This is a genomic window from Kitasatospora sp. NPDC057936, from assembly GCF_042887525.1.
In the GTDB taxonomy this organism is placed as follows: Bacteria; Actinomycetota; Actinomycetes; order Streptomycetales; family Streptomycetaceae; genus Kitasatospora.
Genome location: NZ_JBHVPD010000095.1, coordinates 15,057 through 30,048, shown reverse-complemented (window position 1 = coordinate 30,048; position 14,992 = coordinate 15,057). Strand labels below are relative to the sequence as shown.

18 protein-coding genes and 2 pseudogenes are annotated in these 14,992 nt (G+C 73.6%); 12 read left to right on the top strand and 8 right to left on the bottom strand.

Features of this window, described 5'->3' with window-relative positions; translation table 11 throughout:
* Positions 1 to 468: 468 nt before the first annotated feature.
* Together ACFVU9_RS36090 and ACFVU9_RS36085 are read right to left on the bottom strand one after the other, a co-directional pair.
* Entirely contained in the window at positions 469 to 939 is a 471-nt protein-coding gene (locus ACFVU9_RS36090; RefSeq protein WP_387600904.1) for a carboxymuconolactone decarboxylase family protein, read from the bottom strand.
* A 145-nt stretch (positions 940 to 1,084) separates the two neighbouring features.
* Positions 1,085 to 1,978: a LysR family transcriptional regulator gene (locus ACFVU9_RS36085; RefSeq protein WP_380441262.1), complete on the bottom strand. Its 894-nt coding sequence runs from the start codon at positions 1,976 to 1,978 to the stop codon at positions 1,085 to 1,087.
* Between the two features lie 65 nt (positions 1,979 to 2,043).
* Here ACFVU9_RS36085 and ACFVU9_RS36080 point away from each other — a divergent pair, with 65 nt between their 5' ends.
* Complete coding sequence (locus ACFVU9_RS36080) at positions 2,044 to 2,850, top strand: NAD(P)-dependent oxidoreductase (RefSeq protein WP_387600900.1); 807 nt, start codon at positions 2,044 to 2,046, stop codon at positions 2,848 to 2,850.
* Positions 2,851 to 2,870: 20 nt separating this feature from the next.
* Here the strand turns inward: ACFVU9_RS36080 and ACFVU9_RS36075 are convergent, their stop codons facing one another.
* A complete protein-coding gene (locus tag ACFVU9_RS36075; protein ID WP_380497856.1) occupies positions 2,871 to 3,605 on the bottom strand; it encodes an alpha/beta hydrolase family protein in 735 nt (244 codons plus the stop codon).
* Positions 3,606 to 3,766: 161 nt separating this feature from the next.
* Here ACFVU9_RS36075 and ACFVU9_RS36070 point away from each other — a divergent pair, with 161 nt between their 5' ends.
* Complete coding sequence (locus ACFVU9_RS36070) at positions 3,767 to 3,934, top strand: SflA family class IV lanthipeptide (RefSeq protein WP_380502303.1); 168 nt, start codon at positions 3,767 to 3,769, stop codon at positions 3,932 to 3,934.
* 154 nt (positions 3,935 to 4,088) lie between these two features.
* The gene (gene lanL / locus ACFVU9_RS36065; RefSeq protein WP_387600896.1) at positions 4,089 to 6,728 is read left to right on the top strand and encodes a class IV lanthionine synthetase LanL; all 2,640 of its coding nucleotides are present in this window, start codon (positions 4,089 to 4,091) and stop codon (positions 6,726 to 6,728) included.
* Positions 6,729 to 6,749: 21 nt separating this feature from the next.
* Here lanL and ACFVU9_RS36060 read toward each other — a convergent pair whose 3' ends face one another.
* On the bottom strand, positions 6,750 to 6,962 hold the full coding sequence (locus tag ACFVU9_RS36060) for a hypothetical protein (protein WP_380441252.1): 213 nt from the start codon (positions 6,960 to 6,962) through the stop codon (positions 6,750 to 6,752).
* A gap of 242 nt (positions 6,963 to 7,204) precedes the next feature.
* Between ACFVU9_RS36060 and ACFVU9_RS36055 the strand changes: the two genes are divergently transcribed.
* Positions 7,205 to 8,044: a BPL-N domain-containing protein gene (locus tag ACFVU9_RS36055; RefSeq protein WP_387600893.1), complete on the top strand. Its 840-nt coding sequence runs from the start codon at positions 7,205 to 7,207 to the stop codon at positions 8,042 to 8,044.
* A 229-nt stretch (positions 8,045 to 8,273) separates the two neighbouring features.
* Here the strand turns inward: ACFVU9_RS36055 and ACFVU9_RS36050 are convergent.
* Positions 8,274 to 8,648, bottom strand: a pseudogene (locus ACFVU9_RS36050) (TIGR03086 family protein); the annotation flags it as partial.
* Positions 8,649 to 8,879: 231 nt separating this feature from the next.
* Here ACFVU9_RS36050 and ACFVU9_RS36045 point away from each other — a divergent pair.
* Positions 8,880 to 9,641 carry an aminoglycoside phosphotransferase family protein gene (locus ACFVU9_RS36045; RefSeq protein ID WP_387600890.1) on the top strand — a complete coding sequence of 254 codons (762 nt, stop codon included), beginning with the start codon at positions 8,880 to 8,882 and terminating at the stop codon, positions 9,639 to 9,641.
* A gap of 104 nt (positions 9,642 to 9,745) precedes the next feature.
* On the opposite strand, the gene ACFVU9_RS36040 is transcribed toward ACFVU9_RS36045, so the two are convergent.
* From ACFVU9_RS36040 to ACFVU9_RS36030, 3 genes are all read right to left on the bottom strand, one after another.
* Positions 9,746 to 10,297: a hypothetical protein gene (locus tag ACFVU9_RS36040; RefSeq protein ID WP_380502295.1), complete on the bottom strand. Its 552-nt coding sequence runs from the start codon at positions 10,295 to 10,297 to the stop codon at positions 9,746 to 9,748.
* A gap of 43 nt (positions 10,298 to 10,340) precedes the next feature.
* Positions 10,341 to 10,799 (bottom strand): NUDIX domain-containing protein, encoded by a 459-nt coding sequence (locus tag ACFVU9_RS36035; RefSeq protein ID WP_387600887.1) that lies wholly within the window; start codon positions 10,797 to 10,799, stop codon positions 10,341 to 10,343.
* 83 nt (positions 10,800 to 10,882) lie between these two features.
* Positions 10,883 to 11,134, bottom strand: coding sequence for a hypothetical protein (locus ACFVU9_RS36030; RefSeq protein WP_387600884.1), 252 nt, complete (start codon positions 11,132 to 11,134; stop codon positions 10,883 to 10,885).
* Between the two features lie 300 nt (positions 11,135 to 11,434).
* Between ACFVU9_RS36030 and ACFVU9_RS36025 the strand changes: the two genes are divergently transcribed.
* From ACFVU9_RS36025 to ACFVU9_RS35995, 7 genes and pseudogenes are all read left to right on the top strand, one after another.
* The gene (locus ACFVU9_RS36025; protein ID WP_387600881.1) at positions 11,435 to 12,271 is read left to right on the top strand and encodes a Scr1 family TA system antitoxin-like transcriptional regulator; all 837 of its coding nucleotides are present in this window, start codon (positions 11,435 to 11,437) and stop codon (positions 12,269 to 12,271) included.
* A complete protein-coding gene (locus ACFVU9_RS36020; protein ID WP_387600878.1) occupies positions 12,268 to 12,480 on the top strand; it encodes a DUF397 domain-containing protein in 213 nt (70 codons plus the stop codon). Before ACFVU9_RS36025 ends, ACFVU9_RS36020 begins: the two co-directional genes overlap by 4 nt.
* Before the next feature lie 64 nt (positions 12,481 to 12,544).
* The gene (locus ACFVU9_RS36015; protein WP_387600875.1) at positions 12,545 to 12,754 is read left to right on the top strand and encodes a DUF397 domain-containing protein; all 210 of its coding nucleotides are present in this window, start codon (positions 12,545 to 12,547) and stop codon (positions 12,752 to 12,754) included.
* A 93-nt stretch (positions 12,755 to 12,847) separates the two neighbouring features.
* Positions 12,848 to 13,264 (top strand): annotated as a pseudogene (locus tag ACFVU9_RS36010) (DNA-binding protein); the annotation flags it as partial.
* A 29-nt stretch (positions 13,265 to 13,293) separates the two neighbouring features.
* Entirely contained in the window at positions 13,294 to 13,740 is a 447-nt protein-coding gene (locus ACFVU9_RS36005; RefSeq protein ID WP_380441238.1) for an NUDIX hydrolase, read from the top strand.
* Between the two features lie 37 nt (positions 13,741 to 13,777).
* On the top strand, positions 13,778 to 14,344 hold the full coding sequence (locus tag ACFVU9_RS36000) for a DUF5919 domain-containing protein (RefSeq protein ID WP_387600872.1): 567 nt from the start codon (positions 13,778 to 13,780) through the stop codon (positions 14,342 to 14,344).
* A gap of 218 nt (positions 14,345 to 14,562) precedes the next feature.
* The gene (locus tag ACFVU9_RS35995) at positions 14,563 to 14,766 is read left to right on the top strand and encodes a hypothetical protein (protein WP_387600869.1); all 204 of its coding nucleotides are present in this window, start codon (positions 14,563 to 14,565) and stop codon (positions 14,764 to 14,766) included.
* Positions 14,767 to 14,992: the final 226 nt, after the last annotated feature.

The following is a 14,992-nucleotide window of genomic DNA, read 5'->3' as shown; positions in this document are numbered from 1 at the left end:
GCGCGGGGCGCGGTGCGGGGGGGGCCGGGGCCCGGGGGGGCCTACCGCCCCGGCCCCCCGCTTTCCCCCCGCGGGGGCCCCCCGCGCCCGGCCGGGACGGTGGTCGCCGGTTCTCAGCACTGCGGCCGACGGCCGTGGTTGGCTCCGCGCCTGGCCCGCGCCTTCTTCTTGCGCCGCCTCTTCGATGACATGACACCGTTCCTCTCTCCAGGACCGCCCCCTGCGTCCCACCGTTCCACACCGGCCCGGAACGGGCCTGTCGAGCGCCCGGGGAGGGCGACGGAGGCGGCGGACACCGGAAGACGGCGGGCACCGGAAGGCGGCAGGCCGGGTGTCCGCGTCGCCGCCCGGCCACGCTGCGCCCGGCTGCGGCTTCGTCCGCGCGGTTCACCCGGACTCCCCGGGCCCCCCCCCCGCCACCCCCCCCGCCCGTTTTCGCCACCGGGCGGGCGGGGAGGCGGGGGCGGCTCACCACTGGCCGGGCTGGTAGTCGCCCGCCGGGACGCGGCAGATCACGTTCAACCGGTTGTAGGCGTTGATCAGGGCGATCGTCGACACCAGCGAGGCGAGCTGCTCCTCGTCGTAGTGCTTGACGGCGTTCTCCCACACCGCGTCGCCGACCCCGCCGGCGGCGTCGGCGATGCGGGTGGCCTCCTCGGTCAGCTCCAGGGCGGCGCGCTCGGCGTCGGTGAACACCGTCGCCTCGCGCCAGGCGGCCACCAGGTTGAGGCGCTCGGGCCGGTCGCCGGCGTGCACGGCGTCCTTGTAGTGCATGTCGGTGCACATGCCGCAGCCGTTGATCTGGCTGGCCCGCAGCAGCACCAGCTGGGTGGTGGCGTAGGGCACGCCCGCGTCCTTGAGGGCCGCGCCGGCCGAGTTCAAGTGCTTGACGAACTTCGCGCCGGTGGCGGTGGCGTAGTAGTTGAAACGGGCTTCCATGGCGGGCTCCTCTGGTCGGTGCGCTCGCTGTCCGCGTGCGCCGTTCGCGGTTGCTCTCACTACCTCGACCCCGCCCGCGCCGCGGATGTGACATCCCCGGCCGGCCGCCCGCCGTGACCTGCGTCACACGGGCATCACGTCGATGTCAGGGGCGTGCCGCCGCCTCGCGCAGGTGGACGAGGAAGGCGGCGGTGGCCGGGGGCGGGTGGTGGCCGCGGCGCACGGCGGTGAAGACCTGCCGCACCGGGGTGTCGTCGGGGTGCAGGGCGACCAGCGCGATGTCGGGGCGGGCGGCGCGGGCGGCCAGGGAGGGGATGAGGGCGGGGCCGAGTCCGGCGGCGACGAGGCCGAGCTTGGCGGTCCAGCCGGCGACGGCGTACTCGACGCGCGGGCGCAGGCCCTGGCGCACGAAGGCGGCCAGCAGGGTCGTCTCGATGGTGCGGCGGGCGGCGATCCAGGGCTCGTCGGCGAGTTCGGCCAGGCGCAGGCGCCGGCGCCGGGCGAGGCGGTGGCCGCGGGGCAGGGCGACCAGGACCGGGTCCTCGACGAGCGGCTGGAGGTCGAACTGCTCGTGGTCGTAGGGGTGTTCGGGGTAGGAGGCGACGACGGCGAGGTCGATGTCGGCGTCCGCGAGGCGGGTGAGGAGGGTGGCGGAGAGTCCTTCGGTGAGCGAGACGGCCACTTCGGGATGGGCGGCGCGGAAGGCGGCGAGGGCGGTGGGCACCAGGGCGGCGTTGGCGCTGTCGAAGGCGCCCAGGCGCAGGCGGCCGGTGCCGAGTTCGGTCAGGGCGGTGAGTTCGCGGCGGGTGGAGTCGAGGCGTTCCAGCAGGGCCTCGGCGTGCGGGAGGAGGGCGCGGCCGTGTTCGGTCAGGCGCACGCCGCGGGCGAGGCGGTCGAACAGCGGGGCGCCGAGTTCGGCTTCGAGGGTGGAGATCTGACGGGAGATCGCCGACTGGGTGAAGCCGAGGTGCTCGCCGGCGGCGGTGAAGGAACCGAGGCGGGCGGCGGTGCGGAAGACGTCGAGCCAAGCCATGTCCATGAGGCATGGGTACCATGCGAGACATTCGTTTGTCGCCTGGCTCGGGGCTGCCTAGCGTGGTGGCCATGAACACCGAGCACGCTCCTCTCCGAAAGATCGCCTTCCTCGGCCTGGGCCGCATGGGCCTGCCGATGGCCCGTCGACTGGCGGCCGCCGCACTGCCGTTGACCGTCTGGAACCGCAGCCCCGAGCGCGCCGGCGACCTGCCCCGCGCCGCGAGCCCGGCGGAGGCGGTCGAGGGCGCGGACGTCGTCATCACGATGCTCACCGACCCGGCGGCGGTCCAGGAGGTAGCCGGGCACTTCCTCGGGCACCTGGCGCCGGGGGCGCTGTGGATCGACATGTCCTCGGTCGGGCCGCAGGCGGTGGCCGCCCTGCGCGAACGGCTGCCCGCCGGGATGTCCCTGGTGGACGCGCCGGTGCTGGGCAGCGTCGGGCCGGCCGCGAACGGCACGCTGACCATCTACGCGGGCGGCGAGAGCGCCGACCTCGACCGGGCGCAGCCGGTGCTGGAGCACTTCGGGCGCGTGCTGCGCTGCGGCGGGCCGGGTTCGGGCGCGGCGCTGAAGGTCGTGGTGATGGGCGCGGTGGTGGCCGGGGTGACGGCGCTCGGCGAGGCGCTGGCGGTGGCGGACGGGTTCGGGCTGCCGCAGGAGCTGGCGCTGGAGGTGCTGGGGGGCGGGCCGCTCGCGGGGGTGGTGGCCCGCGCCCGCAGCCGGGAGTCGGACTTCCCGGTGCGCCTGGCCGCCAAGGACCTGGCGCTGGCGGGCGGTGGCCGGGTGCTGACGGCGGCGCACGAGGTGCTGCTGTCGCACCCGGACATCGCGGACGAGGACCTGTCGCGGGCGGTGGAGGCGATCCGCCGGGGCTGAGGCGCCTCCTGGTCGGGGGGCTATCCCGCGCGGTTCTCCAGCCAGCCCACGGCCGCCGCCCAGCTCGCGTGCTGCGGGTCCACGACCTGGAAGTGGTCGGTGCCCGCGTGCTCCACGTACGTCACCGGGTCCCCCGCCGCCTTCGCGGCCTCGACGTAGGCGCGGCTGTGGGTGACGGGCACGCGCTGGTCCTGGTCGCCGTGGACGATCAGGTGGGGGCGGCCCAGGGGCAGGCGGTGGAGCGGGGAGGCCTCGCGGTAGGGGGCCGGGTCGTCGTCGTAGGGGGTGCCGACGAACAGCGGGGTGGCGTCCTCGCCCAGGCCCTCGGCGGCGCAGCGCGGCAGGTCGGTGATCGGTGCGAGTGCGACCGCGGCGTTGACGAGGCCGGCGGCGGCCGTCAGCAGGGCGAGCTGTCCGCCGGCGGAGTGGCCGACGGCGATCGACGGGAGGTCGGCGAGGGCGGGGCGCACGGCGTGGGCGGCGGCGACCGCGTCGAGGGCGTCGGTGAGGGTGTCCGGCCAGCCTCCGCCGTCGCCGCCGGTGCGGCGGTACTCGATGTTGGCCACGCACCAGCCGCGGCCGGCGAGGTCGGCGGCGAGGGCGTCCATGAGGTGGAGGTCGTGCCGGTCGCGCCACCAGCCGCCGTGCACCGTCACCGCCAGGCCCCGGGCGGGCGGGCCCTGCGGGTCCGCGTCCCACAGCTCGACGAAGTGGCTGGGCGCGCTTCCGTAGCGCACGACCTCACGCTTCTGCATCCGTTTTATCCCTCACCCACATAGACCAACGGCACGTCGGTGGCCAACGGTACCGCTCCGAGCGCGAAGCAGGTGGCGTCACACCACTAGGACGGATGCACGGGGGTTAGTACGATGTGCGGACCGCAAGGCACCAACCCGGTAGATGGGAGGAACTACCCGTGACTGCAAGCATGTTGGAGATCCACGACGCGGGCCCGCTGGAGATCGACGAGGCGGGGATCGTGTTCGAAGACGAGTTCGACGCCGATCTCGCCCCGGCGGCCTGTCTCGCCGACCCGTTCGTGACCTGGGTTCCGACGCGATTCCCGTGCGGCGGCGACTCCTGACCCGAACGGCCCGTTCGACGGGACCGAAGCGGTCCGTCTGACCGGACGGGGGCAGCCCGTCCGACCGGACCGGGGCGGTCCATTCTGACCGGCGGGTGAGCGCGGTACTCCGGGTACGGGGGCGCTCACCCGCCCGGCATTCCAAGGGGGTTCGGTGCGGGAGCACCCGGCGGGGCACCTCGCGCAGCTCGCCCGCCTGGTCGCGCGGGCACCGGAGGGCGGGGGACGGCGGCGTCTGCACGCGGACGGGCAGTGGCTGTACCTGCACGACCGTGCGATGCCCGCGCTCGCCCACGGCTGGAAGCTGCACGTCTCGGCCCGCGCCGCCCAACTGCCGCTCCTGCTGGACCTGGTGGTGCCGGTGCTGCTGCGCCGCACGTGCGACGCGAAGTTCGCGGCGGGCGCGGACGTGCTGGGCGCGACGAACTCCGGGGTGCACGGGGCGGCGGCCGTCGGCAAGGCCGTCACGGTGTATCCGCGTGAGGGTGAAGTCGTGGCGCTGGGTGAGGAGTTGGCGCAGCTGCTGGCGGGGTGGGAGGGTCCGCGGGTGGTGAGCGACCGGCAGGTGCGCGCGGGTTCGCCGGTCTACTACCGCTACGGTCCGTTCCGTGCCCCGCAGGACCAGGACGTCGCGCTGATGAGCGGTCCGGACGGGCGGACGTTCCCGGGGCTCGCGCAGCCCTCGTACGCCCAACCGCCGTGGGCCGTGGACCCGTTCACCGCCGCAGCCGCCACCACCGCCGTCACCGCCGCCGCGCCGCCGAAGGACACGCGCGTGGGCGAGGGCCGCTACCGGATCACCGCGGGGATCAGCCGCGCGCCCGGCGGTCACGTCTACCGGGGTGTCGAACTGGCGAGCGGGCTGGGGGTGGTGGTCAAGCAGGCGCGGGCGTTCGTCGGGGAGGACACCGAGGGCGTCGACGCGCGCGGGCGGCTGCGGCACGAGCGGCGGGTGCTGGCGGCGCTGGCGGGCGTGGCGGGGGTGCCGCGGCTGGTCGACTACTTCCGGCACGGCGTGGACGAGTACCTGGTGACGAGCGCCTGCGGGCCGCGCGACCTGCGCCGCGACGTCCTCGCCCACGGGCCTTACGCGGAAGGGGATTCGGGCGGGCGCGGCTGGCGGGAGGCGGCCCGGGCGCTGCTGCGGGTGCTGGACGCGGTGCACGCGCGGGGCGTGGTGGTGTGCGATCTGAAGCCCGCGAACGTCGTGCGGGGCGAGGCGGGTTCGTGGTCGCTGGTGGACTTCGGGGTCAGCGCCCTGGACGGTGAGCGCCCGGCCGGCGCGACCCCGGGCTACGGTCTGCCCGTCGCCTCGGCGTGTCCCCGGCCCGCCGATGACTACTACGCGTTGGGCACGACCCTGCACTTCGCGCTGACCGGCCTGGACCCGGTGGCGATCGGCCCGGACCCGGCCGCCTGCCGCGACCGCACCCTGGCCTGCCTGGCCGCCGCCCTGCCCGCCCCGGACCACCCGGCCCTCGCAGTGGTGGCGGGCCTGCTGAGCTTCGAGGCCGGGGAGCGCACGGCGGCCGCGGCGGCCCTGCGGGAGGGCCGCGGCCCGGCCGGCCGCAAGGTCACCCGCCCCGCCGCGGACGGCCTCGGGGAGGTCGTCGCCCACACCGTCGGCACCTGCGTGCGGATGGCCCGCGAGTTGCTCGGCTCCCCTTCCGCCGCGAGCCGGCCGCGCACGCTGCTCTCGCTCTACGACGGCGCCGCCGGCCTCGGCCTGGAACTGCTCCAGCACGCCGACGAGCACCCCGACGCCCGCGAGGCCGCCGCCGCCCTCGCCCGCTGGACGGCCGCGCACCCGGCGCTCGGGCTGCTCGGGCCCGGCCTGTACGACGGGCGTGCGGGCGTCGAGCTCTTCCTCGCCCACGCCGCCGCCCGGCTGGGCACCCCGGAGCCCGTCTCCGCCGACGCCGACGCCCGGCTGGGCACCCCGGAGCCCGTCCTCGCCCACGCCGATCCCCGGCTGGGCACCCCGGAGCCCGCCCTCGCCGACGTGCCGGACCCGGGCGCCCTGGTGTCCACCGACCAGATCTCGGGCGCGGCCGGTATCGGCACCGCGCACCTGCTGCTCGCCGACCTCGTCCGCGCCTCCGACGGCGCCCGTGCGCAGCGCCACCTCGCCGTGGCCGCCGCGTGCGCCCGCCGCCTGACCGACGGTGCGCCGCAGGACCTGAAGGAGGAGCCCAACCCGGGCACCGCCGCCCTCGCCGAGGGTTTCGCCCACGGCCGCGCCGGCCTGGCCCACCTGCTCCTCGCCCTGCACTCCCCCGACGCGGCGACGCAGGCGGCCGGGCGCGCCATCGTCGAGGACCTGGCCGCCGAGCTGCCGCGTCTGGTGGCGGAGGCCGCCCGGCCGGGCGCCACCCGCCGCTGGGGCTCGTGGTGCCGCGGCCTGGCCGGGATCGGCACGGTGCTGCTCCAGGCGGGTCTGCGCCTGGGCGAGGACGCCTACGTGGACCTGGCCGCCGAGGCGGCCGGGGCGTGCCGGGCGCTGGCGCCGCGGATGGGCCAGGTGGTGCAGTGCTGCGGCCTGGCCGGGGTCGGCGAGCTGTTCGTCGACCTGGCGTCGGCCACCGGCGAGGAGCGCCACCGGGAGGCCGCCGGGCAGATCGCGGCCCTGGTCCTGTCGCGCGCCGGCGGCCCGCCCCACCGTCCGGTCTTCCCCGGCACGGCCCTGCTGACCGAGTCCCCCGCGTGGGCCACCGGAACGCCGGGCGTGCTCACGTTCCTGCGCCGCCTGCACCGCGGCACCGGCCCGCGCCCGGCCCTGCTGCCCCTCGCCTGATTGTCGCCCGACCGCCGACCGTCAGGCCGAAGGCGCGGGGTGGACCTGCTGCCAGCCGTTCACCGAACGGGTGAAGAAGATCGTCACCCGGTAGACCTCGCGCCGCCAGACCGAAGCGCCCGGCCCGTACTCGTGCAGTTCCTCCAGCGCCTCCTCCTCGGAGTCGTACGAGTAGTTGCGTCCCTTGGCGTCCATGATCTTCCATTCGACACCCGGCATGCTCTCCAGGCCCATGTGCCCGCCCCTTTCGATCTTGCTATTCGAACGCGAGGACCCTAGCGCCCACCGGGCCCGGCACCGCAACCGGCTTTCCCTCCCCGGCCGCGCACCCCCCACCGGGCCGATTGTGCACTGACGACGATCACCCCTTAGCGTCGTCGCTGCACGCCGTGCCCACCGGGCCCGGCGGACGATCACCGGGGGAACGACCTTTGGAGGCACGACCGTTGGGGGCACGACCGTTGGGGGAGCAGCCGATGACGCGTGGGCGCCGTCCCGCCCGGGCCGCGGCGGCACTGGGCCTGGCCGCCGTACTGCTGGCCGCGAGCGCCGGCTGCGCCGCGCCGCAGGCCCAGGACCGCTCCGAGGAGGCCGCTTCCGGGCCCACCGCACCGGCCGCCGCCCCCGCGAGCGCGGACCCGGCCCACCCCCTCGCCGTCGTCTACCGGGGCCCCGCCGCGTGCGATGGCTGCTCCGAGGCCGCGCAGGACCTGCTGGAGCGCAACGGCTTCACCGTCCGCTTCATCGGCCCCGACGAGGACCTGCGCTTCGGCCCCGCCGCGCTGGCCGGCGCCGCCCTGTACGTCCAGCCGGGCGGCACCAACGGCCAGGAGGTCACCACCGCGTGGGGCCTGCTGCGCCGCACCCCGGGCTTCCGCCCCGAGCTGATCCGCGACTACGTGCGCGGCGGCGGCCGCTACCTGGGCATCTGCATGGGCGGCTACCTCGCCGGCGACCCGGGCTACGACCTCCTGCCGGGCGACTCCGGCGAGTACATCAAGACCCCCGGCGCGACCGTCACCGACGACAAGGACCGCCTCGTCGACGTCGCCTGGCGCGGGCAGCGGCAGCCGATGTACTTCCAGGACGGCCCCTACTTCGACGTCGACGGCCCCGGCGCCGACGTCCTGGCCCGCTACACCAACGACCGCATCGCCGCCGCCGTCGCCTCCTACGGCACCGGCCGCGTCGCCGTCAGCGGCCCCCACCCGGAGGCGCCCGCCGACTGGTACCGCAGCTACCACCTGCCCGACGTCTCCGCCACGGGCCTGGGCCTGGGCGACGACCTGTTGAAGACGCTGATGGCCGCGCCGTGACGGGAAGGCTCCGGCTCAGCCGGCGGCCGGGGTCCAGCGCGGGTCCCGGCCGGAGCAGGCCGGCAGCCGGTCCGCCGCACCCGCGCCGTCCGCGACCGGCACGGCGGCGGCCAACGTGCCGAAGCCGTCGCGCACGACGGGTATGAGGAACGCCCCGACGCTCCCCCGGCCCCTCGGCCGGCGCGCCGTCGAACGGCAGCGGCCGGCCGGTGGCGACGGCGATGTCCCACGCGTGCACGGCCACGTCGAGCGCGGCCACCGCAGCGCCCCGGGCGGAGGGCGTCGGCCCCATGGGCGTGCCGACGCCCTCCGCCCCGTGCCCCGACTCCCCCGCGGCCCGCGCCTGCGTGCGGACCCGCTCCAACTCGGCCACCTCGGCCACGGCGTCGCCCTCGACCGCCCGATCGGGGGCGAACGGGTCACCGGCCGGCGCGGCGCCGGTGATCCGCATCGTCAGCGCCCGCTGGTCCGGCCGGGCGTGGTGGTACACCGTCCACTCGGTGCACAGCGTGGGCGCGCCCCACCCGCCCGCAGGCACCGCGCGGACGCCGGCGAGCAGGTGGTCGTGCGCCCGGGCGAGCAGTCCGAACCCGTCGGCCGTCATGTTGTCCCCCGTTCCCCCGGTTTCCCGGCTTTCGCTTCACCTTCCTGCGGAACCGTAACAACCGCCCCTGACGCTCCATCAGTGCCGTTCGGCACATTCGGCCCCGGCCTTCCCGGCGTCTCGCCGCCACGACCCTGCCGATCCGGCCAGGGCTGGCCAGGGCCGGCCGAGGCCGGTGCGACGGCACGATAACCGGTTGCGTCACGGCCGTTTCCTCGCGACGGTTTCCAGGTGAGCACACCAGATCTCGGCCGGGTCGAGCGCATCGGCGACACGGTCCACCGGCCGGCCGGACCGTGGACCCCGGCGGTTCACGGCCTGCTCCGCCACCTGGAGGCCGTCGGCTACGAACTCGCGCCCCGCGTCCTCGGCTTCGACGGGCAGGGCCGCGAGGTGCTGACCTGGATCGGCGGCAAATCCGGCCCGGACGGCTGGGGCAAGGTCGTCGACGACCGGGGGCTGATCACCTTCGCCCGCCTCCTGCGCGACTACCACGACGCCGTGGCCGGATACCGGCCCCCGGACACGACGTGCTGGTCCACCAGGACGGCCGGTCCGGTCGGCGACGAGGTCGTCTGCCACGGCGACTTCGGCCCCTGGAACACCGTCTGGCACGGCACCCGGCCGGTGGGAATCATCGACTGGGACCACGCACGTCCGGCACCACGGCTGCACGACGTGGCCTACGCCCTCGAATACGCGGCACCGTTCCGCGACGACGACACGTGCACCCGGTGGCTGCGCTACCCACAGCCGCCCGACCGCCGTCACCGCCTGGAGGTGTTCGCCACCGCCTACGGCCTCACCGACACGACGGGCCTGGTCGACGCCGTGCTCACCGTCCAGGAGCAGAACATCGACGTCAACCGGCGCCTGGCCGCACAGGGCCACGAACCCCAGGCCACCTGGGTCGCCGAAGGACACCTCGACAACCTCCGGGCCCTCCTTGCCTGGAGCCGGGACAACCGGCACCTGATCGACCCATCGGGTTGAACTCGCGCTGCCGGCAGGAAGGTTGGGACAAGGCGAGCCGCACCCGCCCCCGGCGCCACCGGTCGACACCTCCCGGCACCTACGACACGGCGAGTCCAGGCCGCCTAACGGCACACGTCCTGCTGCTGCCCCGCGACGACGGCCTGCGCGAGTTGCCCCAGGGCATGGTCGAAGGAGGTGGAATCGGCGTGCGGCTTGGGCCGGATCGCGCCCTGGGCGAGGACGGTGGCGCTGACGATGTCCGTGCTGCTGCCCGCGCAGTACTCGGTGACGCCGGACCCGCCGCCCCCGGTGATCGGCCCGCGCCCCACGAGGGCCCGCAGGTCGTGCCCGTCGGTGCCGGACGGCTGGTCGGGCCCGAGGCGGAACAGGACGATGCTCAGCGCCTCCTGCCCGTCGACGGAGACCGTGCAGGACGTCTGCGCGCCCTGCCCGTTGCCCGCCGCCTGCGCCTTGCGCTCGTCGACGCCCGGACGCCCCTTGGGCAGCAGCGCGCCGAGCGGAGTGCCCTTGGCGCGCGGCTGCCCGCACAGGGTCTGCGTGAGGTCGGACTCCCCGGCGCCGAACGCCAGCAGGGCACCGCCGGTCCCGAGCCCGGCAACGACGAGCGCCCCGACGCCCAGTACCCAGGGCCGGCGCTCCGTGAGCCTCACCATTTCGCAGTTCCCTCGCCGTTCGCACACATGATCGACGCGAAGCTTAAGCACGCTGCCCACACAGAAGCAACGGCACGGCCCGCCCCGCCAGCGCCTCCGCCACACGGGCCGCCTGCGCGGGCGCCATGACGGCGGACAGCTGCTTCACCGGCACGAAGCGCGCCCCCAGCAGCCCGCTGCGCCTCTGCGGCGCAGCGACGGGCTGCGCGCCCGTGATCCCGCCATCGAAAACGAGGTTGAGGCGCTCCAGGTAGCGGTCGGCGGGCGTGTAGTCGACGGCCAGCACGTCGGTGAGCCGCAGGCTGATGCCGGTCTGCTCGGCGAGGTGGCGGCCGGCGGCCTCGTGCGGGGGCTCGTTGGAGCGGGCGGCGCCGCCGGGGAGGATGAGCCCGTCCATGTAGTCGGGGTCGACGAGCAGGACGTCGCCGCGGGGGTTTCGGACGAGGGCGAGGCAACCGAGCCGGCAGACGGGAGGCTTGGCGAGGAGGCGGGGGTCGCGCATTGGGGGGGTGCTACTTCCTGTTCCAGAAACACCAGTTGATCAGGGCGGCGAAGCCGAGCAGCCAGAGGAGGCGGGCGGCGAGTTCAGTCGTCATCGGCGGCGAGGCGCTCGAAGTGCAGCCCCTTGCGGAGCAGTTCGACGATGCGGACGACGTCGGAGGCCGGGGCGGCCCCGAGGGAGACCAGGTAGCACCCGGTACGGCGCCCGAAGTCCCAGTCCACTTCGAGGGACGGCAACTTGGCCCCACCGAGGGCCAGGACGGCGGCCAAGTCGTCGGCGACGAGGGCGGCTTCACGGCGCTGCTCGGCAGTCGCCCGGTCGAGCATCGAGGCCATCACACACCGGTCCTGCGGTGCACCTCGAACATCCGCCACGCCGAGAACGCGGCACAGAAGGAGTGGAAAGAGGCCAGCCCACCGGTCGCGCCGCTGCGCAGCCACTCCCCCGTGACTTCGTTCCGTACCCGGTAACACCGGGCATCGGGGTCCCAGCGGACCCCATAGCCGTGGAGTCTGGACGACACCATGAGAGAACCCTTCGCAATCGAATACATACGCTCCGTGGTCAAGTGGCCTGACGCTAACATCGGAAGCAAAGGTGGACTTGTCTTCTGGAAAATCCAAGTTGGGGCACCCATGGTGAACATCAAGGAAATTGACCCTGAGTCAGGCCCATGGGCGCCCTTCGGGGTGCTACTCCGCAGGTCACGCAAGGCGGCCGGCCTGACCCAGGCCCAACTCGCCAAGAAGATCGGGTGTAACCCGTCCACGGTCTGCGTCGCCGAACTTGCCACGAAGCAGGTGTCCAGAAAATTCGCCGAGGCGGCCGACAAGGCCCTCGGCCTCCACGGCGCTCTGACGCTGATGTGGCTGCAGGCCTCCAACTCCGCAGGCTTGGCGGAAGGGTTCGCCGACTTCACGAAGTACGAAGCCGAGGCCCGGGAGATAAGGCTGTTCGAAATTGGCGCCGTCCCCGGGCTGTTCCAGACCCAGGCGTACGCCGAGGCCGAGTTGACCTGCACCGTGGATCTGGGCGAGGTCACCACAGAGCAAGCCCAGGAACGCCTCACCATCCGGATGGCCAGGCAGAAACTGCTGACCCGCACCCCCATGCCCTTCGTCTACGCCGCTCTGGATGAGAGCGTGCTCCGATGGCAGGTCGGCGGCCCGTCCATCATGGCCGAGCAACTCGAACGCCTCGAAGAACTGGCAGCCGGGCCGAACGTCATGATCCAGATCGTCCCGTTCAGCATGGGGGTGAACCGGCCGTTCCGCTCGGCCGTCACACTGCTGACCATCGGCGACAACTCCCAGCTTGGGTACACCGAGTCACTGCATCGCGGCTTCCTGGAACGGGACCGAGCCACTGTCACTTCGTGGCGCAGGCGATACGATCGACTGCAGGTAGACGCGCCGCCCAGGGCCGAATCCCTGGCCATGATCAGAAGAATCCGGAAGGAACTGGCGTCATGAGCTCCCGCCTCGACCTGTCTTCTGCCCGCTGGGTCAAGTCCTCCCACAGTGGTGGCGGAGGCCAGTGCATCGAGGTGGCCCCCGGCTTCACCGGCGTCATGCCCGTCCGCGACTCCAAGGACCCCAACGGCCCCGCGCTCATCTTCCCCGCCGCAGCCTGGCAGTCCTTCATCACCGCCATCCGCGCCGGCGGATTCGACGCCCGGTAGTCACAGCTCTCGGCCCCACCGCTCACACCCGGGGCGGCGGGGCCCACTGCTCAGGAGGGACCGAATGCCCGACATCAACGTGAGCACCGCCCGCTGGGTGAAGTCGACCTACAGCCAGCAAGGCGGCAACTGCATCGAGGTGGCTCCCGGCTTCACCGGCGTCATGCCCGTCCGCGACTCCAAGGACCCCAGCGGCCCCGCCCTCGTCTTCCCGTCCGCAGCCTGGCAGTCCTTCATCACCGCCATCCGCGCCGGCGAGTTCAACGCCCGGTAACAGCCCCTCAGGCCTTGCCCGCCCCGAGCTCCGGGGCGGGCAAGGCATCCGAACCACGCCGCTGCGACGCGAGGAGGGCACGACATGCCCGACGACCACTCCGGGGTATGGCTGAGCCGGTACGAGTTCTACAGCAGCAGCCGCGACGGCACCTTTACCGGCCTTCACCACGTAGTCCTGGCTCAGCACGGCAACCGCATCACCGGACAATCGCTCCCCGGCGCATCGTCCAATCCCGACTCCCCGATCTCCTTCGACCTGACCATCGACCGGAACATCGTCACCGGCACCTGGGTCGAACAGACGGCGCAGGACGGCTACTACCAGGGCGCCAGGTACCACGGGGCCGTTCAACTCCTCATCGATCCGACCGGCCGGCGCATGTCCGGCAAGTGGGTCGGCTTCGGTAAGGAGTTCGACATGAACACCGGCCCGTGGGACCTCCGCCTGGTCGACAAGTCCACATCCGACGAAGTCCTGGCCCGGTACAGCACGCCGCCCGCCGAGTAGCCACGCGCCAAAGCCCTACCCTCCCGTCCATGAACAGCGACACCGAGACTTCCCGGTCAACACCGCTGCACTCCGTCTCCGTCGCGGGGGCGGTCGTCCGCGAGGATGGGCGCGTGCTGGCGATCCGTCGCGCCGACAACGGTGCTTGGGAACCACCGGGCGGAGTTCTGGAACTCGCCGAGACCGTCGAAGACGGCCTGCGCCGCGAGATTCGCGAGGAGACCGGGATCGACGTCACCGTCGGCCAACTGACCGGCGTCTACAAGAACATGGCCCGCGGCGTCGTCGCCCTCGTCTTCCGCTGCCACCCCGAGAGCGGCGCCGAGTGCCTCTCTGCCGAAACAACCGCCGTCGCCTGGCTCACCCCCGACGAAGCCGCCGGCCGTATGAGCGAGGTCTACGCCGTCCGCATCCTCGACGCCCTCCGCCCCGGACCGCCCCACATCCGCTCTCACGACGGCCGCCGGCTCACGTGAGAAGTCGACCCCGCCGACTTCTCACTCCACACCACGAGTGATCTCGTCCAACTCCGGGCACGAGCGAGGGGTGTTCGCCGTCTATCCGTACCGCTCGGCCTGCCCTCAGTCGGTCTGGGCGCGGCTGATCGCCGAGGCGTGGTCCGAGATCTTCCTCGCCGGGTACACCAACTACTTCCTCTGGCTGGAGCAGCCGGCCCTCCCCCGGACTCTCCGGCGCAAGGCCGAGGCCGGTTGCCGGGTCCGCGTCCTCCTCGGGGATCCCGGCTCCGAGACGACCAGCCGCCGTGAGCGGATCGAGGACGCGGCCCTCACCGTCTCCGCCCGCATCCGGATCACCCTGGCCCACCTCGCCGAACTCGCCGATACCGACGGCGTCGAGGCCCGCTTCAGCGCCCTCGACGACGGGCCGAATCACATCGGGCTCTCCGTCTTCCGCTTCGACGAGCACGCCCTCGTCACTCCCCACCTCGCCCGAACCGTCGGCCACGACTCGCCGATGATGCACATCCGGCGCAGCGAGGAGGACGGCATGTTCGACCGCTTCGCCGAGCACGTCGAGGAACTCTGGTCCCGGGGCACCGCCATCCGCGCCGCCGCCTGAGTCGGCGCATTCGACAGCCCCGGGACTCCTCGCCAACTTTGCACTCAACCGTCCCTTGGCAGGGCCGAGTTGCGGGTAGAGTCGGACCGCATCACCGGATGTCGGCTCTGGCCGGAGGCTGCACGCGCTTGAGCGCGTGGGGTGCCCAGTTTGCGTCGCCGTCCGGCACGGTTCCCCTTGTGTGGGATTCATCTGGAGGTCGACGCATGCCTGCGTGGTTGTCACGCCCCTTTCTCGTCGCGTTGTTCGCGCTGCCGCTCCTGGCGGTCGTGCTGTTGTCCGCCCCGGCCTGGCTGACCTGGCCATTCCTGCCGCCCGGGCGCCAGGACGTCGTGCTCGCAGTGCTCGACCGCCTCGTCCAGTGGACCCGGGTGGCGGTGCCGCGCGTGAGCGGCGCCGTGAACCGGGCCGTGGTCGAGTAGGTCACGCGGCGGTCTCCCTGAGCAACGACCTGCCCTGCGCAGGAAGTCGACGAGGCCGACTTCCTGCGCAGGGCGGCCAGGTCGCGGGCGGACTCCTCGATGAGGCGGCAGAAGCCCTGCACGCTACCGGCGGCCGTCGACAACGTGCTTCAGGCCCGGGGGCCCTGTGCCGGGCGGGTGAACTTCACGGCCCGTACGGGTGACGGGCGTGACCGCTCGGACGGCA